The sequence below is a fragment of the Nocardia sp. 852002-20019_SCH5090214 genome, from assembly GCF_001665865.1.
GTDB lineage: Bacteria > Actinomycetota > Actinomycetes > Mycobacteriales > Mycobacteriaceae > Nocardia > Nocardia nova.
On sequence record NZ_LZMK01000449.1, the window covers coordinates 97,507 to 118,136 of the forward strand.

Below are 20,630 nucleotides of genomic sequence, written 5' to 3' on the forward strand. Positions count from 1 at the left end.
GATATCCGAATTCGCCCATTACTCCTGTTCCGCGGTTACCGTGGAGACATGACCACCCGTCTGGCGTGCGTGGTGTTCGATGCGATCCGGCCACGGAACGTGGCGCGGTTCTGGGCGGAGTTGCTCGACTGGCAGATCACCGTGGACCGTCCGCACGCGGTCGAGGTGGCTGCTTCCGACCCGGATTCCGCTGATGTGTCGTTGATGTTCCTGCCGGCGGCCGGACCCAAGTCCGCGAAGAACCGCATCCATCTCGATGTGGTGGGTCGTTCGCTGGATCATCAACGCGTGCAGGTGGATCGGGCGCTGGCACTGGGCGCGCGGCCGATCGACATCGGGCAGGGCGCGGTGCCCTGGACGGTGCTCGCGGATCCCGAGGGCAACGAATTCTGTGTGCTCGAACCGCGCGAGGAATACGTGGATACCGGCGCGGTTGCCGCGATCGTCGTCGACACTCCCCATCCCACCCGGCTGGCCCGGTTCTGGGAGACCGCGGCCGGCTGGCCGCTGACCCACGACGAATCCCGCATGTCCGGCATTCGCTCGGCCACCGGCCAGGGTCCGTGGCTGGAATTCCTGCGCACCCAGGTCGCGGCCCGCGAAAGCGATCGCGTCCACCTCGATGTCGTCACCTACTCCACCGGCGATCCCGCGGACGAGGTCGCCCGGCTCACCGCCGCCGGCGCGGTTCCCTGCCAGGGCGCCGCGGTGCATCCGCCGGCTCAGGCGATGCTGACCGATCCGGAGACGAACCGGTTCCGGTTGCTGCGTGCGCCCTGCGATTGACGTGCGGCGGCGGCAGACGACGGACGTGCGCCCGTCCGCGCCCTTCGCCGTCCGATGTGGGCGGATTACCATCGGTCCATGATCAACCTGCCGGGTGAGCCGCTGTGACGACTGTCGACGCGATCGTGCTGGCCGGTGGGCGGGCGACCCGGATGGGCGGGGTGGACAAGCCCGCGATCGCGGTCGGCGGGCGGGCGATGCTCACCGTGGCGCTGGACGCGGTCGCCGACTGCGTGCGCACGGTGGTGGTCGGCCCGCATCGGCCCGAACTGGCGCCCGAGATCCGGCAGGTGCAGGAGGTACCGGCCGGAGCGGGCCCGGTCGCGGCCGTCGCCTGCGCGGTGCGCGCCCTCGAGGAATGTGATTTCCCGGCCGATCTGGTCGTGGTCCTGGCCGCCGACCTGCCGTTCCTCACCGCCGCCGCGATCGGCGAATTGATCAGGCACGCAACGACTTCCGAGGCCGACGCGGTTTTCGCGACCGACGAATCCGGCCGACCGCAATATCTGGTCGGGGTGTGGCGGCGGGCGGCGCTGCTCTCGGCACTGCGGCAACTGGATTCGGTGACCAATCAGCCGATGAAGGCGCTGGTTCCGGTCGACACCCTGATGGTGCCGCTGTCCGGTATCGCCGATTGCGACACGCCCGAACAGGTGCGCGCGGCCCAGGCCGCCGCACCGGCGTTGCCGTTGGCGCAGGCACGCGACATCCTGCGCACCGGTATCACGCGGCTGCCGGTGCACGAGGCCCGGCCGCCTGCGGTGCGGGGTGCGGCGCTGGCGGCCCCGCTGCGTGCCGCCTCGGCGCTGCCCCGCTTCGATGTGTCGGCCATGGACGGCTACGCGGTGGCCGGCGCGGAACCGTGGCGGCTGCGTCACGACGTCGGCTTCGCCGGCGGTGAGCGACCGGTGGGCCTGCTCGCCGGTGAGGCGGTCCGCATCGCCACCGGCGCCCATGTCCCGGAGGGCACCGACACCGTGGTGCGTGACGAATTCGTCCGGCTCGACGACGGGCTGCTGCGGCGACTGCCCGAGGCGCCGATCCGCGACGATGTGCGCCACCGCGGCGAGGACTGGCACACCGGCGATATCGTTGCCGCCGAGGGCACCCCCGTCGACGCGGCACTGATTTCCGTCGCGACCGCCGCCGAGGTAATCACCGCCCAGGTCCGCGGTCCGGTCCGCGCGCGAATCGTCATGACCGGCGACGAGATTCGCAGCGAAGGTCCGCTGCGCAGCGGCCAGACCCGCGATTCGGTCGGCCCCGTCTTCCCGGAGTTGTTGTCCTGGCACGGAATCGAATCGTCGGACCGGGTGCATCTGCGCGATACGCCCAACGGCTTCGACGATGTGCTCTCCGATACGACCGACGACCATCTTCTGGTCGTGGTCGGCGCGACCGGCGGCGGCGCGGCCGACCAGCTGCGCGGCGCACTGGATCGGGCCGGGGCGCGAATCCTGGTGCACCGCTTGCGGATGCGGCCGGGAGGATCGACCGTGGTCGCGCAGATGCCCGCGGGCCCTGTGGTTCTCGGTCTGCCGGGCAACCCGTACGCGGCGGTGGCGACGCTGTGGGCGCTCGCCCCGGCCATCGTCTCCGGTCTCACCGGGCGCACACCGGCGCGGGTGCGCACCGGAGTTCTCCTGAATGCGGGACAGGTTTCCGGCCCGGTGCCGCGGGTCCTGCCGGCGCGCGCGGCCGACGAGGGTGGCTGGGTCGCCGACGGACATGTCCGCACCGCCCACCTGGCCGGGCTGCTCGATCGTGACGCACTGGTCGTCGTCCCCGCCGACGCCACCGACGGCGAGCTGGTCGAATATCTGCCGCTGCCGGGCTGAGGGAGACGCGCGGCAACTACCGCGTCGATCCGGCCGGCACGCCGTGGCCCCGGGCTATGCCGGGTAGTCGGTGGCCGGCCCGAAGGTGCCGTCCCCGTTGCCGTCACGCAGTGTGATGTTGCCCGTGAGGGTGTTGCCGATGACCACGTCGAGTTTCCCGTCACCGTTGAAGTCGGCGAGTGCCGGAGTGGACAGCGGGACCAGACCACCGGACGGATAGACCGCTGCCGGCGGGTCGAACGTGCCGTCGCCGTGACCGTGCAGGACCGCGATGTTCGAGGTGCCGCCGTTGGCCACCACCAGGTCCGGTTTCCCGTCACCGTCGACGTCGGCGACGTCGAAGCACTGCGGCAGCAGCCCACCGGTCGGATACGCGACGGCCGGTGAGAACGTGCCGTCGCCCCGGTTCGACAGGACCGAGACGGTCCCGTTGACGAGGTTGGAGAACAAGATGTCGGGTGTGCCGTCCCCGTCGACATCGCGCGCCATCCCGTACCACGCGGTCGCCGCCCCCGAATCGAAAGTGACCGGCGCATCGAAGGTTCCGTCACCGTGGCCTCGATAGATCTGGATCGTGCTGTTGACGTAGTTGCCGCGGAGCAGGTCGAGGTTGCCGTCACCATCGAAATCGGCGACATCGGCCGAACCGGATCCGACGCCGCCGGCGGTGGATATCGTCACCGCGGGCTGAAAGGTGCCGTCGCCGCGGCCGCGCAGCAGCGACCACGACGGCGCCTGGTTCGAGGTCGCGATATCGAGGTTTCCGTCGTGATCGAAATCGGCGGCGACCAAGGCGCCCGGCGCGAAGTCGGTGGCGTAGTCGACCGCGGCGGCGAAGGTGCCGTCACCGTGGCCCAGCAGGATCGAGACGTCGCTCGAGGCGAAGTTCGTGACGGCCAGGTCCAGCGTGCCGTCATGGTCGAAGTCGGCGATGGCGACGTAGTCGGCTTGGCCGCCGGTGGCATAGTGCACGGCCGGCCGCAGGCCACCTCCGGGCTTACCCAGGAAGACCGAGACGCCGCCGCCGAGAAGGTAGTCACTGAAGACGACATCGGGCACGCCGTCACCGTTGATATCGGCGATCGCCGGTACCGCCGGCCCCATGAGATCGGGCGGCACCGGATCCGCTTGCGCCACGGTGCTTGCGACCACCGCGTGAGCGGCGAGTGCCAGCGGCGCGAGAACGCCGGCAACGGTGATAGAGCGCGACATCGCTTCTCCTGCTGTTGGATTCGGGGGCAGCCTATGGCCTTCCCGCCGGTGGCGGCATCGCTGCGGCTATCCCCATCCGGTAGCGGTAATCGCCGTCACTTTCGCGTGCGCGCCGCTATCCCTTCGACTCGATCCGACGCCTCGACAACGTGTTAACAAATGTAAAACGCCCGCGAAGCGCCGGTTTCCAAAGCATCACCGGGGACGTGGACAGCGGCTCTCCACCGGTGGGCCGGCGCCGTGAGAATCGGTATCGCCGCAGGTCGGACCCGAATCACCCGGTGCGACCGGCAATTGCCCAGTGACCGGGACGTTTCCCCCACCTCACAGCTCACCGGTGACCCGCGCGCGGTGTGAGCGGATCGTTTTGCCGCCCCCGCGAGCGTCCTTACTCTCGGTCTGGTCAGCCCGGTTCATTTGTCTCGATGGGGGCGTTGTGGTCATTTCGCACAAGAAGGGTTCGGCCCCCTCGTCAGAGTCGAACGGCGTACCCGCAGCCTCGCGCGGCGCATCTACCGCGTCGAACGGCGTCCCCGAGTCGGCGGCCGACGCGCTGCTGAAGGTCGGGCGCTACTTCCAGCGCGGGGAGGTGTCGGATGACCTCCGCACCGTGCACAAGGTCGGCGGGCGCGAGGCCGACGAGTTCTATCGCGACCGCTGGGCCCACGACAAGGTGGTCCGTTCCACCCACGGCGTCAACTGCACCGGCTCCTGCTCGTGGAAGATCTACGTCTCCGACGGCGTGATCACCTGGGAGTCGCAACAGACCGATTATCCGTCGGTCGGCGCCGACAAACCGGAATACGAACCCCGCGGCTGCCCGCGCGGCGCCTCGTTCTCCTGGTACACGTATTCCCCTGCGCGCGTGCGGTATCCGTATGTGCGCGGGGTGCTGCTCGAGATGTACCGCGAGGCGAAGGCCCGGTTGAAGGATCCCGTACTGGCCTGGGAATCCATCGTCGAGGACCCGGAGCGGGCGACGACGTACAAGGCCGCACGCGGCAAGGGCGGATTCGTGCGGGCGGAATGGTGGGAAGCCGCCGAAATCGCCGCCGCCGCACACGTTTACACGATCAAACAGTACGGGCCGGACCGGATCGCCGGCTTCTCGCCGATCCCCGCGATGTCGATGGTGTCGCACGCGGTCGGCGCTCGGTTCATCTCCCTGCTCGGCGGATCGATGCTGTCGTTCTACGACTGGTACGCCGATCTGCCCGTCGCCTCGCCGCAGGTGTTCGGCGACCAGACCGACGTCCCGGAGTCCGCGGACTGGTTCGATGCCGGCTATCTGATCATGTGGGGTTCGAACGTCCCGGTCACCCGGACCCCGGACGCGCACTACATGACCGAGGCCCGCTACCGCGGTCAGAAGGTGGTGGTGGTCTCCCCCGACTACGCCGACAACACCAAATTCGCCGACGAATGGGTGCCGGCTCGCCCGGGCACCGACGCCGCCCTGGCGATGGCGATGGGCCATGTGGTGCTGCGCGAATTCTTCGTCGACCGGTCCACCGCCCGGTTCGACGACTACATCAAGCGCTACACCGACCTCCCGTTCCTCATCACGCTGGACGAACGCGACGGCGGCTGGAACGGCGAGGGCGAATACCGCGGCCACACCTGGCTGCCCAGAAAATTCCTCACCGCCGCCGACCTCGCCGCGGCCGGCGTCGCGGGCTTCGACGTGGACAACGCCGAGCACAAAACCGTGCTCCTGGACGCCGACGGACATCCCGTCGTGCCCAACGGAACCCTCGGCGACCGATTCTCCGAATCCGGCGCCGGGCGTTGGAATCTGGACCTCGGCGGCGTCGATCCGCTGCTGACTCTGTACGGCCGCACCGACGATGCTGCGGCCGTACAGTTCCCCCGCTTCGACGGTGAGACCGGCGTCGTCACCCGCTCGGTGCCGACCACCGTCGTGGCCGGACGCCGCGTCACGACCGTCTTCGACCTCCTGCTCGCGCAGTACGGCGTCGGGCGCCCGGATCTGCCGGGCGACTGGCCCACCGGTTACGACGACCCGAGCGCGCCCTACACTCCCGCGTGGCAGGAGTCGATCACGGGAGTGCCTGCCGCACAAGCGATTCGCATCGCCCGCGAATTCGCCGACAACGCCGATCGCTCCGGCGGCCGGTCGATGATCCTGATGGGCGCCGGGACCAACCACTGGTTCCACTCCGATCAGATCTATCGCGCCTTCTTCACGCTCACGCTGCTCACCGGATGCCAGGGCGTCAACGGTGGCGGTTGGGCGCATTACGTGGGCCAGGAGAAGTGCCGCCCGGTCACCGGCTGGTCCACCCTGGCGTTCGGCCTGGACTGGCAGCGGCCGCCACGCCAGATGCAGGGCACGGTGTTCTGGTATCTGACCAACGACCAGTGGCGCTACGACCCCTTCACCTCCGAATCCTTCGCGTCCCCACTGAGTTCGGGCGCTTTCGCCGGGCGCACGGCCGCCGACAATATCGCCCTGGCGTCGCGGCTCGGCTGGATGCCGACGTATCCCACGTTCGATCGCAATCCGCTGGACCTGGTCGATGCCGCCGAGGCCGCGGGGCAGACGCCGCAGGACTATGTGGTCGGCAACCTGAAATCCGGTGATCTCGAGTTCGCCTGCGAGGATCCCGACGCACCGCGGAACTTCCCCCGTGTTCTCACCGTGTGGCGGGCCAATCTGCTCGGCTCCTCGGGCAAGGGCAACGAGTACTTCCACCGCCATCTTCTCGGCGCGGATTCCAACCTGCAGGCCGACGATTCGGCCGGGGTCCCACCGCAGGAGGTGCGCCGGCCGGACCAGGCGCCCACGGGCAAACTGGATCTGCTGGTCTCCCTGGATTTCCGGATGACGTCGACGACGCTGTTCTCCGATATCGTCTTCCCGGCCGCCACCTGGTACGAGAAACACGACCTGTCCTCGACGGATATGCATCCGTTCGTGCACGCCTTCTCCCCCGCGATCTCCCCGCCGTGGGAGGCGAAAACCGATTTCGAGGCGTTCCACCGCATCGCGCGCGGATTCTCCTGGCTGGCCGAGAAACATCTCGGCGTCCGCAAGGATCTGGTCGCCGTTCCGTTGCAGCACGATTCGGCCGACGCCCTGGCCCAGGCGCGCGGGCGGGTGCTGGACTGGAAAGCCGGTGAATGCGAACCGATTCCGGGAAAGACCATGCCGAAGCTGGTGGTGGTGGAACGCGACTACCCGAAGCTGGCGGAGAAGATGGCGGCGCTGGGCCCGCTGATCGAAACGCTCGGGGTCACCACCAAGGGCGTCACCACCGTTCCCGACGCCGAGGTCGAGTACCTGCGCGGAGTCAACGGCACCGTGGTCTCCGGCGCCGCGCAGGGCCGCCCGTCACTGGCCAAGGATGTGCACGCCGCGGAGGCCATTCTGGCGTTGTCCGGCACCACCAACGGCCGGTTGGCGGTGGAGGGTTTCCACGCGCTGGAGCGCCGCACCGGTACCCGGCTGGCGGATCTGGCGGCCGAGCACGAGGGCAAGCGGATCACCTTCGCCGATACGCAGGCGCGGCCGGTGCCGGTGATCACCTCACCGGAATGGTCCGGCTCCGAAACCGGTGGCCGGCGGTACTCCCCGTTCACCATCAATACCGAACGGCTCAAGCCCTGGCACACGCTCACCGGGCGTCAGCACTTCTACCTCGACCACGACTGGATGATCGAACTGGGCGAACAACTTCCGATCTTCCGGCCGCCGCTCGACATGTCGGCCCTGTTCCGCGAACCCGATGTGGGCGCGGTCGGCGAACGAGGGGTCACCGTGCGCTACCTCACCCCGCATTCGAAGTGGTCGATCCACTCCGCGTATCAGGACAACCTGCATATGCTCACCCTCTCCCGGGGCGGGCAGGCGATCTGGATGTCCGATCGCGACGCGGCGAAAATCGGTGTGGCCGACAACGATTGGATCGAGGCGGTCAACCGCAACGGGGTGGTGGTGGCCAGGGCGATCGTCAGCCACCGCATGCCCGAGGGCACCGTGTTCATGTACCACGCGCAGGATCGCGCGGTCGACGTGCCGCGCATAGAAGGCGGCCCGGAGCTTCGGGCCGGCCGGGGCAAACGCGGCGGCATCCACAACGCGCTCACCCGGATCATGATCAAGCCCACGCATCTGATCGGCGGGTACGCCCAGCAGTCGTTCGCCCTGAACTACCACGGGCCCACCGGAAATCAGCGTGACGAGGTCACCACGATCCGGAGACGCTCACAGGAAGTGGAGTACTGATATGCGTGTCATGGCACAGCTGGCCATGGTGATGAACCTGGACAAATGCATCGGCTGTCACACCTGCAGCGTCACCTGCAAACAGGCCTGGACCAACCGGGGCGGCACCGAGTACGTCTGGTTCAACAACGTGGAAACTCGTCCGGGACAGGGATATCCGCGGCAGTACCAGGATCAGGAGAAGTGGAAGGGCGGCTGGACGCTGGACCGCCGCGGCCGCCTCACCCTGAAGTCCGGTTCGCGCATGAAGCGGCTGCTCAACATCTTCGCCAATCCGGATCTGCCGACGGTGTCGGACTACTACGACCCGTGGAGCTACGACTACGACAATCTGCTGTCCGCACCGGCCATGGACACCACGCCGGTGGCGCGGCCGAAATCGCTGATCACCGGTGAGGATACGAAGGTCACCTGGGGCGCGAACTGGGACGACGACCTCGGCTCCGGACCGGATCAGGTCGGCCGTGATCCGTTGCTGGCGCGGCTGTCGGAACAGGTCAAACTCGAATTCGAGCAGACCTTCATGTTCTATCTGCCGCGCATCTGCGAGCACTGCCTCAACCCGTCCTGCGGCGCCTCCTGTCCCTCGGGTGCGATCTACAAGCGCGCCGAGGACGGCATCGTGCTGGTCGACCAGGACAAATGCCGCGGCTGGCGGCAGTGCGTCACCGGCTGCCCGTACAAGAAGATCTATTTCAACCACAAGACCGGCAAGGCCGAGAAATGCACGTTCTGCTATCCGCGCGTGGAGGTCGGTATTCCGACCGTCTGCTCGGAGACGTGTGTGGGGCGACTGCGCTACATCGGCGTGATGCTCTACGACGCCGACGCGGTCCTCGAGGCGGCGTCGGTCACCGATCCGGAGCAGTTGTACCCGTCGCAGCTGGGCGTCTTCCTCAACCCGCACGATCCGCGCGTGATCACCGAGGCCGAACGCGCTGGGATCTCTCCGGAATGGATTGCGGCGGCGCAGGATTCGCCGGTGTACAAACTGATCGTCGACTACAAGATCGCGCTGCCGCTGCATCCGGAATACCGGACCATGCCGATGGTCTGGTACGTGCCGCCGCTGTCGCCCGTCGTGGATGTGCTGGCGGAGACCGGGCACGACGGTGAGGATGCCGGAAATCTGTTCGGCGCCATCGATTCACTGCGGATCCCGGTGGAATATCTCGCCGAGCTGTTCACCGCCGGGGATATCGGACCGGTGCGCGCGGCGCTGCAGCGGCTGGCCGGGATGCGGTCGTTCATGCGCTCGATCAACCTCGGCCAGGAACCCGAACCGGCGATCCCGGGCGCCGTGGGCCTGGAGCCCGAAGAGATCGAGGCGATGTACCGGCTGCTGGCCATCGCCAAATACGAACACCGGTACGTGATTCCGTCGGGCGCAACATCCCGGGCGCACGAATTGGATTCGCTGGCGACGGGGTGCAGCCTGGAGGGTGACGGCGGGCCCGGGATGACGGCGTTCGATGTGACGTCGGAGAAGTTCGCTCTCGTCGACGCCAATACCGCTGCACCGGAGCGGAAGTCGTCGCGCATCAATCTGCTGAACTGGGACGGTGGGTCGACCGAGGGACTGGTGCCCGAACGCGACGGCAGTGACAACGGCAACGGCAACGGCAACGGCGCCGCGCACACCAGTCCGGAAGCGAACGGGAACGCGGGCGATTCCGGACCCGGAGTAGCCGACGACACGCTGCCCGAGCCGACCGGAGCGACCCGATGAGGCCGTTTCGCCGCCCCCTGCCGAGCCCGGCCGGCCGCTCGACCGGCACCGCGCCCGCCGAGATCCATCGCCGCACGCTGCGCAGCTACGCATGTCCGGGCGGGCGACCCGGCCGACGAGGGATGTGACCGTGGGACTACTGACTCTCCGACGCCGGCCCGCACCCGTGGTCGAGATGTCCGAACGCGATCGCCGGCTGGTCTGGCGTATCGCCGCTCTCGTGCTGGACTACCCCGGTCCGGACACGCTGGCGATACTCGACGATCTGTCCGAGGCGGCAGCCGCCCTCCCGGAACCGGTGCGCACCGATCTCCTTCGGCCGCTCACCCATCTGTCCGGCACCGCACCGCTCACCCTGGCGCGCGACTATGTCGAAACGTTCGACCTGCGCCGGCGCGCCAGCCTGCATCTGACCTATTACGCCTACGGCGACACCCGCAAGCGCGGTATGGCGCTGCTCCGGTTCAAGCACGCCTACCGGCATGCCGGTGCGGAGTTGTCGGATCGCGAACTGCCCGATCATCTCCCGGTGCTGCTGGAGTTCGCGGCCACCGTCGACCCCATCGGCGGTGAACGCCTGCTCGGCGAACACGTCCCGGTACTGGAGATGCTGCGACTGTCGCTCACCGACAGCGAATCGCCGTATGCCGGCGCCCTGGCCGCCGTTCTCGCGACCTTGCCTCCGCCCACCACGGCAGACCGCCGCCGGATCGCCGAACTGGCGGCGCAGGGACCGCCGGACGAGGACGTCGGGCTGGAGCCGTATTCGATGAACGGCGAGTCGATGCATCCCGCCATGAACCCCGACCTGTACTCCCCGCCCGCAGCCGGAACCTCGGCCACCGCAGGGCTTTTCGCCGGATCCGGAGACCGACGATGACATCCACCGTCTGGGCGACCCTGCCCTACATCGCCTTCACCTCGTTCGTGCTGGGCCACCTTTGGCGCTATCGCAACGACCAATTCGGCTGGACCACAAGGTCTTCGCAGATCTACGAATCACGGCTGCTGCGGCTGGGCAGTCCGCTGTTCCACTTCGGCATGCTCGGTGTGATCGGCGGACACGTTCTGGGCGTGCTGATTCCGGAGTCCTGGACCGATGCCGTGGGCATCTCCGAGCACCTCTATCACCTGGTCGCCGTCGCCGCGGGTACGGTGGCCGGCGTCGCGGTGATCGCCGGCATCGCGATCCTCGCCTATCGTCGCGTGCGTGTCCCGGCCGTCCGCCAGGCCACCACCACCAACGACACGTTCATGTACGTATTGCTCGCGGCCGCGCTGATCACCGGGCTGCTCAATACCGTCGGCAGCAATCTGCTGTGGGGCACCTACAACTATCGCGAAACCGTATCTCCATGGTTCCGAAGCCTTTTCACGGCGCATCCGCAGCCGGATCTGATGGTCGGCACGCCCTGGACCTTTCAGGCGCACGGGCTCATCGTGCTGACGCTCATCGCCGTCTGGCCCTATACCCGGCTGGTCCACATGTTCAGCGCACCCGTCGGCTATCTGATCCGCCCGTACGTGGTGTACCGCAGCAAACCCGCCGATGTGGCGAACAAGAAGAAGTATGCGAGCGCCTGGCAGAGCCCGGTCCTGCCGCCCTCGCGCTGACGAGGAGCCTTGACCTGGAGAGCACTCCACGGTCTAGCGTCGCCGGTATGAGCGATTCGGGCAGGCCCGCGCCGAGTTTCGGCATCAAGACGACACCCGCGCACGTCGCCTATGCGGAGATCCTGCGAGTGTGGCTGGAGGCCGACGGCATACCCGAGATCGAGCACGCCTGGTTGTACGACCATCTGCTGCCACGGGCGGCGGTCGGGCTGCCGGGTCACGACGGTGGCGCTCCGGAAGGACGTCGGTCGGCGGGGCCGGTCCTCGAGGGCTGGACGGTGCTGGCGGCGCTGGCAGCGCAGACGCGCCGACTCCGGCTCGGATTGCTGGTGTCCAACAACCGGATTCGCCACCCCGCGCTCTCGGCGAAGATGGCGGCCACCGTCGACGTGATCTCGGGCGGCCGGCTGGATTTCGGAATCGGCGTCGGCGGGTTCCCGCGCAACGATCCCCGCTTCGAGACGATGGTGGCGCCCGAATACGAGGCGTACGGAATTCCGGTCGGCACCTGGCGCGAGGCGGTGCGCAGATTGGACGAGGCCTGTGTCCTGATCCGGCGATTGTGGACCGAGGACGTCTTCGATTTCCCCGGCGACCATTTTCCTCTCACCGGCGCGCAATGCGATCCGAAACCCGTCCAGCGGCCGCATCCACCGATTCTGCTCGCCGGTGCGGGCGCATCGACGCTGCCGATCGTCGCCGCCCACGCCGATCTCTGGAATGTGATCGGCCCACCGCTCACCACCGTCGACGCGCTCCGCGAGCGCAGCCGGGCACTGGACGAACACTGCGCGGCGATCGGCCGCGACCCCACCCACATCACACGCTCGGCGCAGCTACCCATCTCCTACGACGCCCCCGGCCGGGTACGCGAGACGCTGCTCGAACTGATCGACGCCGGTTTCACCCACCTGGTACTGAACCCGCCCGCCCCCTATCCGGACGGAGTGGCACATTGGATCGCCGACGACATCATCCGCCCCACGCTGAACGCCCTCGCCCGCTGAGCCGGGCAGGCAGGAATGCCGGTGGCGCTGACCGCGTTGTCTTCCATTTCGAGGGCCGAGTTGTCGAATCGGAAGGAAACGTGCCGCATGTCACAGGATTTGATCGATGGGCCGGGGATCCACCTGGACGAATTGTTTTCCGAATTTCGCGCGGGGTCGCTGACCCTGCGGAACCGATTCGCGATGGCTCCGATGACGCGGGCGAAATCGCCCGACGGCATTCCGAATGCGGAGAATATCGAGTATTACCGCGAGCATGCGGCCGGAGGTGTCGGTCTGATCGTCACCGAGGGGACCTATGTGCGGGGACCGGCGGCTGGGCCGATCGCGAAGGTGCCGCGGTTCTACGGTGACGAGAGTGCCGCCGGCTGGCGTGCGGTGGTCGAGGCGGTGCACGCCGAAGGGGCGTCGATTGTCCCGCAGCTGTGGCATACCGGTGTGGATCGCGGGAACGAGCCCCGCTTCGAGCCGGACACGCCCACCGTGAGTCCTTCCGGTGTCGACTTCACCGGAGCGCCGGTGGGGCGGGCGTTGACGACCGCGGACCTGGACACCCTCGTCGACTCGTACGTGGAATCGGCGCTGCTGGCCCGGGAGCTGGGATTCGACGGCATCGAACTGCACGGCGCACACGGTTATCTGCTGGATCAATTCTTCTGGGCCGCAACCAATCACCGCGAGGACGAATACGGCGGCACCATCCGCCGGCGCGCCGCGTTCCCCGCCCGGGTGGTCGCCGCCGTCCGCGCGGCCGTCGGCCCGGATTTCCCGATCATCTACCGCTTCTCGCAGTGGAAGGGCGTCGACTACAGCGCGCGCATCGCCGAGAGCCCGTCGGACCTCGAAGAATTGCTGACTCCGCTCGTGGAAGCCGGGGTCGACATCTTCCACACCTCGCTGCGGCGGCATTGGCTGCCCGAATTCACCGACCACGCCGACGATCTCAGCCTGGCCGGCTGGACCAAGAAGATCACCGGCCTGCCGGTGATCACCGTCGGTTCGGTCGGCGTGGACAGCGTCTTCCGCGGCGACAGCATCGACGAGACCCAGGCGCAGCGCTTCGCTCTGCTGCGCGAGCAGTTCGAGCGCGGCGAATTCGATGTCGTCGCACTGGGCAGAGCGCTGCTCGCCGACCCGGAATGGGTGAACAAGATGCGCGGCGGGCGACTCGCGGAGATCACACCGTTCCGCTGACCCGGATCGGTGGAGCCGTGGACGCTCGCGTATGGGAGCGAGCGTCACGACCATGGGAACGCTCACCGCTTCCCGGTGTACTGAGTGCATGACAGCGACCACCGCCACCGCCACCTCGACCACCTCCGGCTTCGCGACCGGTTCCCTGATCGGCGCGACCGTCACCACCGGCCTGCTGGCCGGCGTCTTCTACGCCTACGCCAGCTCGGTGATGCTCGCGCTGCGTCAGCTCGACGACCGCACCTTCGTGGACGTGATGAACCGGATCAACACCGTCATCGTCAATCCGGTCTTCATGCTGAGCTTCCTCGGATCGGTCGCCTTCACCGGCCTCGCCGCCGTCCTGTACTGGCGCACCGACCAGCGCACCGTGCTGTGGTGGGTTCTCCTCGCCCTGGCGCTCAACGTGATCAGTTTCCTCATCACCTCGGGCGGCAACGTGCCGCTGAACAACCAGCTCGCCGACACCTCGTCCGGCGATTTCGCCGCCCTGCGCCACCAGTTCGAAGGCCCCTGGATCACCCTCAACATCCTGCGCGCCCTCGCCAACACCGCAGCCCTCGGCGTCCTCGCCTGGGCCCTGCGCACCACGAACAAGGGGTGAGGGCCTTGGTGACCTGCGATAATGCGGCCGGAAAAATCTTTCGGAAAATTTCGGCTGCCGTGTCGATCCATAGTGGGTGCCGTTCGACCTAGGGGTGAGAGGGTCCGGAGGGGATCCGCCAGACGAAGGAGACACACCATGAAGTACATGCTGATCATGCGCGCCACGGACGAGGCCTACGCAAGCATGGGCGAGGTCGATTTCGACACCGTGCTGGAGACGATGGGCAAGTTCAACGACGAGTTGATCCGGGCGGGCGTGCTGCTCGCGGCGGAGGGGCTCGACCCCGCGGACAGTGTGGTGGTCGATTACGACGCGGAGACCCCGGTCGTCACCGACGGTCCCTACGGCGAGACCAAGGAACTGTTCGGCGGGTTCTATCTTCTCAACGTCGCCTCGAAGGAGGAGGCGATCGAGTGGGCGAAGCGGATGCCGGTCATCGTCAAGGGGTGCAAGACCGAGATCCGGCGGGTGCCCACGATCGACGAATTCCCGCAGGACAACGTGTGGATCCAGAAGGAGCGGGCGTGGCGCGAGGCCACCGGGCAGCTCTGAGCGGAACCTGCGGATGACGGCCGATCCCACCGGACGCGAGGCGGTCGCCGCGGTGTGGCGGATCGAATCCGCGCGCATCGTCGGCGCCCTCGCCCGCTACACCGGCGATTTCGCCCTCGCCGAGGATCTGGCGCAGGAGGCACTGGCCGAGGCGCTGGTCACCTGGCCGCGGGAGGGGACACCGCGCAATCCGGCCGGCTGGCTGCTCACCGTGGGGCGGCGGCGCGCGATCGACACCTTCCGCCGCCGCTCCACCCTCGACGATCGCTACGCCGCCCTCGCCCACGATCTGGGTGAGGGCGGTGCGCTGACCGGCGGGCCCGGTTCGGATCCGATGCGTGCGGCAGCCGAACCGCTGTGGGATCCCGATCGCATCGACGACGACGTGCTGGCCCTGATCTTCACGGCGTGCCATCCGGTGCTCTCCCGCGAGGCGCGGGTGGCCCTGACGCTGCGGGTGGTCGGCGGTCTCACCAGCGACGAGATCGCCAGAGCGTTCCTCGTTCCGGCCGCGACGGTTCAGGCGCGGATCACCCGGGCGAAGAAAACGCTTGCCGCCGAAAACATTCCGTTCGCCGTGCCGGAGGCGAGTGAGCGCGCTGCCCGCCTGAGCTCGGTGCTCAGCGTGATCTACCTGATCTTCACCGAAGGTTCGTCGGCGAGCTCGGGCACCGAACTGATCCGCTTCGATCTGGCCGGGGAAGCACAGCGGCTGGCGCGGGTGCTGTCCCACCTGATGCCGGACGAGCCGGAGGTGTACGGACTGCTGGCTCTGCTCGAGCTGACCGCGGCCCGCTTCCCCGCGCGGACGGGCCCGGACGGTGAGCCGGTGCTGCTGGAGGATCAGGACCGGCGGCGCTGGGACCGTGCGGCGATCCGGCGTGGCCGCGCCGCCCTCACCCGCGCCGGACAGGCCGGCCGCGGACTGGGCTACTACGGCGTGCAGGCCGCGATCGCCGAATGCCACGCCGTCGCCGGCTCGGTCGCCGACACCGACTGGGACCGGGTGGTGAGCCTCTACGAAGCGCTGGGCCGCCTCGCCCCGTCACCGGTGGTCGAGCTGAACCGGGCGGTCGCGGTCGCGATGGCGAAGGGCCCCGACGCCGGACTCGCGATCGTGGACGGTCTGCGCGCCCAGGGCGCACTGCCGAATTCCCAACTGCTGCCCACGGTTCGGGGTGAGCTGCTCGCCCGCCTCGGCCGCACGAGTGAGGCCCGCGAGGAATGGGAGCTGGCGGTGCGCCTGTGCGGCAACGACCGCGAGCGTGCGGTATTGCACCGCAAGCTCGACGACCTCGGCTGAGGCCCACACGAGCCCGACAGCCCCGTCACGCGGCGGTGAGAAAGCGTCCCGTGCGCTGCGAACCCAGCACCGGCGCGGCCCTACCGTTGCCGAAAACGTAACGGCCGCCGACGAATACGGCATTCACCGTGTCGTCGTTGCGGTTGACCATGCGCGACAGATTGCCGAAGTACGGCATCGTCTGTTCGGTGTAGCGTTCGAGTCCCCCGTCCAGCCGGGTCGGGTCGATCACCACCGCATCGGCGCGGTCCCCGACGCGCAGATGTCCCGCGTCGAGCCCGTACCAATCGGCCAGTTCCCCGGTGAGCCGGTGCACCGCATGTTCCACCGACATGAACGGGCGGCCCGCCAGCTCGGCCTCGCGCACCCGGCGCAGCAGCCGCAGCCCGAAGTTGTAGAAGGCCATATTGCGCAGATGCGCGCCGGCGTCGGAGAAGCCGAGCTGCATCCCGGGGTCGGCGGCGAAGCGATCCAGCACGCCCGGCCGATGATTGGAGATCGTGGTGCGCCAGCGCACCTTCGGCCCGTACTCCACCACCAGATCGAGAAACGCGTCGACCGGATGCACTCCCCCACGTTCCACGCCGACCTGACCGAAGGTCTTGCCGACGACCGAGCTGTCCGGGCATTCCACGATCTCGGCGTCGAAGAAGTCGCGATGCCAGACCCGCGGGCCGAACTTGCGGTCGTAATCCTTGCGGAACTGGCGGCGGTAACTCTCGCTCTGCAGCATCCGGTGGCGCTCGTCCAGCTGATTCGACAGGTGCAATGCCGCTGCGCCGGAACCGAATTCCTCGAACACCACCAGATCGATACCGTCGGCGTACACCTCGAACGGCACCGGCAGATGCTGGAAGCGGAAGTCCCCGCCGCATGCGTTGATCGCCCGCGCCAATGCCGGAAATACGTGCGCCACCAGGGGAATCGCCTTGATGTCGGCCGCCGAGAGCAGACTCACCTTGAGATGCGGCTGCCCGATTCCCAGACTCGACAGCGCCATCGCCAGCAGGCTGTGCGGCCGCGCCACATCGGGACCGCCCTGCAGTGCCCGCCGGCGAGCCCGCAGGATCGAATTGAGCTGGTGCCGTTCGCGCATCGTCGCGTAGGTGGAGGGCAGGGTGCGGGAACGGCAGGTCTCGCCGTCGAGTTTGTCGAACATCAGCTGCTGCGAGGACATGCCGACGAAGCCGGCGTCGAGAGCCTCGTCCAGATGCCGGCGCATGGCGCTCAACTCACCGGCGGTCGGCTTCACCTCGGTGCGGGTGGCGCGGTCCAGGCCCATCTCCGCCGCGCGGATATCCGAATGTCCCAGGAACGCGGCCACATTCGGCCCCAGCGGCGAGGCATCCAGGGCGGCGGCGTATTCGTGTGCGCTGCGCCAGGTCTTGACATCACCGACCGCGTCGATCACATGTCCGCGCGGGATGGCCTCCACTCGTCCGAAGAGGTCGCCGGCGGTTTCGGCGCCGACGTGCACGGTGGACAGTGAACAGGAGCCGAGCAGTACCGTCGTGACACCGTGGCGCACCGATTCCGACAGCGACGGATCCAGCAGGACCTCCACGTCGTAATGGGTGTGGATATCGAGCATCCCGGGGATCACCCATTTGCCGGTGGCGTCGACGACGGTGTCGCAACCGGATTCGTCCAGGGGTTCGGCCGAGACGGCGGCCACCCGGCCGTCGCGAATGCCGACGTCGCGCACCGCCGACGGCGCGCCCGTGCCGTCGAACCAGGTACCGCCCTTGATGATGCTGTCGTACATGACAGTTCCTCTTTCACCCACCCGCCCCGGCGGGGCGCGTCAGATCTCTATCTCGCGCCGGACAACCTTGCCGGTCGCATTGCGTGGCAACGGTTGTGCCGTGATCACCCAGCGGGCCGGCACCTTGAAATAGGCGAGCCGCTCGGCGGTGAAGGCCCGCAGCTCGTCCTCGGTCACAGCGGCCGGATCGGCGACGACCACGACCGCGGCCACCTCCTGGCCCAGATCGGCATGCGGCACACCGAGTATCGCCGATTCCAGCACCGCGGGATGCTCGTCGAGCACATTCTCGATTTCGGTCGGGTACACGTTCTCCCCGCCACGCAGGATGAGATCCGATCGCCGGCCCGACAGACGCAGCCGTCCCTCCTCCAGGACGCCGAAATCGCCGGTGTGCAGCCATCTTTCGGCATCTATAGCGTTCGCGGTGGCGGCCGGATCGTTCCAGTAGCCGAGCATCACGTACGGGCTGCGCACACAGATTTCGCCCTCTTCGCCGTCGGGCAGCGTCCGGCCGTCCGGATCGCGAATCTCGATACTCACACCGATGATCGGCATCCCCACGGTGTCGGGGTGGGCGGCCAGCACCGGCGGTGTGGCCACCGTTGCCGCGGTACCACTTTCGGTCAGTCCATAGCTCGTGGTGAGCGCGACCTCGGCCATCGGCAGTTCCCGGCGCAGCCGTTGATGGAAGGCGGGCGAGGACGGGGCGGCATTGAGTGAGAACGCCACCAGACTCGACAGGTCGTAGCGGGACAGGTCGTGTTCGAGCATGCGGCTGACCATCGTCGGCACCGCACCCCAGTTGGTCACCCGTTCCCGCTCCATCAGCGACAACACCCGCTGCGAATCGAAGCTGCCGGTGTTCATCACCACGGTCGCGCCCGTGGCCAGCCGCGGAATGATCAGATTGTGCAGGCTGGCGATATGAAACAGCGGTGAGGTCAGCAGGAATCGGCGGTCGCTGGGCCCCGGGCCGAGCTGTTGCCCGCGGAAGGCGGCGGCCATGGCATCGGTGAAGCGGTGGTAGTCGCAGACCGCCAGCAGGTTTCGCTGGGTGTGCACGACGCCCTTGGGCCGGCCGCTCGTGCCGCTGGTGTACAGGACGACCGCCGGGTCGTCCTCCGCGATCGACACCTCCGGCGCCGGGCCGGGATGACCGGAGATCAGCTGCGGCAGATCGGATTCCATGGTGAGTACCGGAACATCGGTCGCCACCTCGGCCAGCAGTGCGGCGCGTTTGGCATCGGCGACCACCACCGTCGGCTGGGTGTGCTCCAGACCGTAGGCGATTTCCCGCGGCGCCCACCACGCGTTGTAGCCGACCGGAATCGCGCCGAGTACCTGCGCCGCCCAGAAGGTCGTCACCCATTCGGGCGTGTTCGCGGCGAGAATCCCCACCCGATCACCCTTGCCGACACCGTGGCGATCGGCGAGTGCGCGCGCGAGAGCCGTTGCCGCGGCGCCGTGTTCGGCGAACGTGATCCGTCGGTCCGGGGTCACCAGATAGTCGTGGTCACCCCAGGCCGTACCCGCGTGGAACAGCTCGGCCATACTGCGCCGCCGATCGCGCATCACCGGAATCGGCGCGCCCAGAACCTCTTCGACCACCATCTCGAACGGCCCACCGGGACCGGTGAGGTCGGCGGTGATCCGGGCGGCGATGGCCTGCGGGTCGGCAGCTCGCGTCATAACCTTCACTTTCTGCTTACGGGATGAGCACGGCACGACCGCGGATCAGTCCCCGGTCGAGTCGTTCGAATGCGGCGGGGCCCTCGGCGAGGTCGAAACGTTCCACCGACACGTCGATGGCGCCGCGCTGCGCGAGCGCGACCGACGCGTACAGATCACTTCTGGTGCCGCCGTAGGACTTTCGGACGGTGGCTCCCCACGGCAGGCCGGGCCCACCGGCGGGTCCGGCGTCGATGCCCGGAATTCCGCCGTCGAGTCCCACCATCCGGTAGGCGCCGTTCGGCGCGACCGATTCGACGGCGAGTTTCGCGGTGGCGTCGTTGCCGACGAAGTCGAATACGGCCTCGGCGCCCCGGCCGTCGGTGCAGTCCAGAATGCGGGCGGCGGTCTTCTCGTCGGCCGTCAGGGTGAGATCGGCGCCGCATGCCGTGGCGAGTTCCAGTTTCTCCGGCGAGATGTCGACCGCGATGATGCGGCAGGCGGTGGTGGCCTTCAAGATCTGCACCGCCACATGTCCGAGCCCGCCGATGCCGATCGCGACGGCGGTGGCGCCGGGCCGCAACTGGTCGGCGGCTCCGCGGATGGCGTGATACGGCGTGAGTGCCGCATCGGCCAACGGCGCTGCCCTCGCGAAGTCCAGCTCGCCGATCGGCACGAACGAATTCGCCGGAATGCGAACGTATTCCGCCATGCCCCCGTCGGGTCCGAGGCCGGGGCACGGCGGCATCGCGGTGCGACCGGCCGCCAGGCAGACGTTCTCGTTACCGCTCACGCATTCCCGGCACACGCCACAGGACCAGCACAGGTAGACCAGCCCCCGCTCCCCCGCGCGACGCCCCTCGACCTCGGTGCCGACCGCCTCGATGGTTCCGGCGATCTCGTGCCCCATCGTCAGCGGATCCTCGCGCAACGGGAACGGCAATCCGAGAACGAAGGAGTCCGAATGGCAGATTCCGGCCGCCGCGACCTTCAACAGCAGATCGGCGGGCCCGATCTCGGGGATCGGGACTTCGCGAAGCTCCAGCGTGCCGGGCCCGGTCAATTGCAATGCGCGCATCTTCTGTTCCTCACCGCGGCGTTCG

The 20,630-nt window shown here is 68.1% G+C and carries 15 protein-coding genes; 11 read left to right on the top strand and 4 right to left on the bottom strand.

All coding sequences use genetic code 11. The features are described 5' to 3' along the window. The first annotated feature begins 48 nt into the window (after positions 1 to 48). Together A5780_RS38130 and A5780_RS38135 are read left to right on the top strand one after the other, a co-directional pair. Positions 49 to 786, top strand: a complete 738-nt coding sequence (locus tag A5780_RS38130) for a VOC family protein (RefSeq protein WP_063010313.1) — start codon at positions 49 to 51, stop codon at positions 784 to 786. Between the two features lie 104 nt (positions 787 to 890). Further along, entirely contained in the window at positions 891 to 2,624 is a 1,734-nt protein-coding gene (locus A5780_RS38135) for an NTP transferase domain-containing protein (RefSeq protein ID WP_082976959.1), read from the top strand. Between the two features lie 54 nt (positions 2,625 to 2,678). Here A5780_RS38135 and A5780_RS38140 read toward each other — a convergent pair whose 3' ends face one another. Continuing rightward, positions 2,679 to 3,836 (bottom strand): VCBS repeat-containing protein, encoded by a 1,158-nt coding sequence (locus tag A5780_RS38140; RefSeq protein WP_064911453.1) that lies wholly within the window; start codon positions 3,834 to 3,836, stop codon positions 2,679 to 2,681. Between the two features lie 553 nt (positions 3,837 to 4,389). Between A5780_RS38140 and A5780_RS38145 the strand changes: the two genes are divergently transcribed. The 9 genes from A5780_RS38145 (at position 4,390) to A5780_RS38185 (ending at position 16,091) form a co-directional block, all read left to right on the top strand. Then, positions 4,390 to 8,085, top strand: coding sequence for a nitrate reductase subunit alpha (locus A5780_RS38145; protein WP_064911487.1), 3,696 nt, complete (start codon positions 4,390 to 4,392; stop codon positions 8,083 to 8,085). Between the two features lie 10 nt (positions 8,086 to 8,095). Next, the gene (narH, locus tag A5780_RS38150; protein WP_082976966.1) at positions 8,096 to 9,814 is read left to right on the top strand and encodes a nitrate reductase subunit beta; all 1,719 of its coding nucleotides are present in this window, start codon (positions 8,096 to 8,098) and stop codon (positions 9,812 to 9,814) included. A gap of 130 nt (positions 9,815 to 9,944) precedes the next feature. Further along, complete coding sequence (gene narJ, locus A5780_RS38155) at positions 9,945 to 10,694, top strand: nitrate reductase molybdenum cofactor assembly chaperone (protein ID WP_063010470.1); 750 nt, start codon at positions 9,945 to 9,947, stop codon at positions 10,692 to 10,694. Next, positions 10,691 to 11,428 carry a respiratory nitrate reductase subunit gamma gene (gene narI / locus A5780_RS38160; RefSeq protein WP_063010307.1) on the top strand — a complete coding sequence of 246 codons (738 nt, stop codon included), beginning with the start codon at positions 10,691 to 10,693 and terminating at the stop codon, positions 11,426 to 11,428. Before narJ ends, narI begins: the two co-directional genes overlap by 4 nt. Positions 11,429 to 11,475: 47 nt before the next feature. Next, positions 11,476 to 12,435 (top strand): LLM class flavin-dependent oxidoreductase, encoded by a 960-nt coding sequence (locus tag A5780_RS38165; protein WP_064911455.1) that lies wholly within the window; start codon positions 11,476 to 11,478, stop codon positions 12,433 to 12,435. Positions 12,436 to 12,522: 87 nt separating this feature from the next. Beyond that, positions 12,523 to 13,629, top strand: a complete 1,107-nt coding sequence (locus A5780_RS38170) for an NADH:flavin oxidoreductase (RefSeq protein ID WP_063010303.1) — start codon at positions 12,523 to 12,525, stop codon at positions 13,627 to 13,629. Positions 13,630 to 13,717: 88 nt separating this feature from the next. Next, positions 13,718 to 14,233, top strand: a complete 516-nt coding sequence (locus A5780_RS38175; RefSeq protein ID WP_063010301.1) for a DUF1772 domain-containing protein — start codon at positions 13,718 to 13,720, stop codon at positions 14,231 to 14,233. A gap of 138 nt (positions 14,234 to 14,371) precedes the next feature. Next, positions 14,372 to 14,788, top strand: a complete 417-nt coding sequence (locus A5780_RS38180; protein ID WP_030515967.1) for a YciI family protein — start codon at positions 14,372 to 14,374, stop codon at positions 14,786 to 14,788. A 13-nt stretch (positions 14,789 to 14,801) separates the two neighbouring features. Further along, positions 14,802 to 16,091, top strand: coding sequence for an RNA polymerase sigma factor (locus A5780_RS38185; protein WP_064911456.1), 1,290 nt, complete (start codon positions 14,802 to 14,804; stop codon positions 16,089 to 16,091). Between the two features lie 25 nt (positions 16,092 to 16,116). Here A5780_RS38185 and A5780_RS38190 read toward each other — a convergent pair whose 3' ends face one another. The 3 genes from A5780_RS38190 to A5780_RS38200 are packed head-to-tail and all read right to left on the bottom strand — an operon-like array spanning position 16,117 to position 20,605. Further along, positions 16,117 to 17,856 (bottom strand): amidohydrolase family protein, encoded by a 1,740-nt coding sequence (locus tag A5780_RS38190; protein ID WP_064911457.1) that lies wholly within the window; start codon positions 17,854 to 17,856, stop codon positions 16,117 to 16,119. 39 nt (positions 17,857 to 17,895) lie between these two features. Next, positions 17,896 to 19,548, bottom strand: a complete 1,653-nt coding sequence (locus tag A5780_RS38195) for a class I adenylate-forming enzyme family protein (protein ID WP_064911458.1) — start codon at positions 19,546 to 19,548, stop codon at positions 17,896 to 17,898. 16 nt (positions 19,549 to 19,564) lie between these two features. Continuing rightward, complete coding sequence (locus tag A5780_RS38200; RefSeq protein ID WP_063010468.1) at positions 19,565 to 20,605, bottom strand: NAD(P)-dependent alcohol dehydrogenase; 1,041 nt, start codon at positions 20,603 to 20,605, stop codon at positions 19,565 to 19,567. Between the last annotated feature and the right edge of the window lie 25 nt (positions 20,606 to 20,630).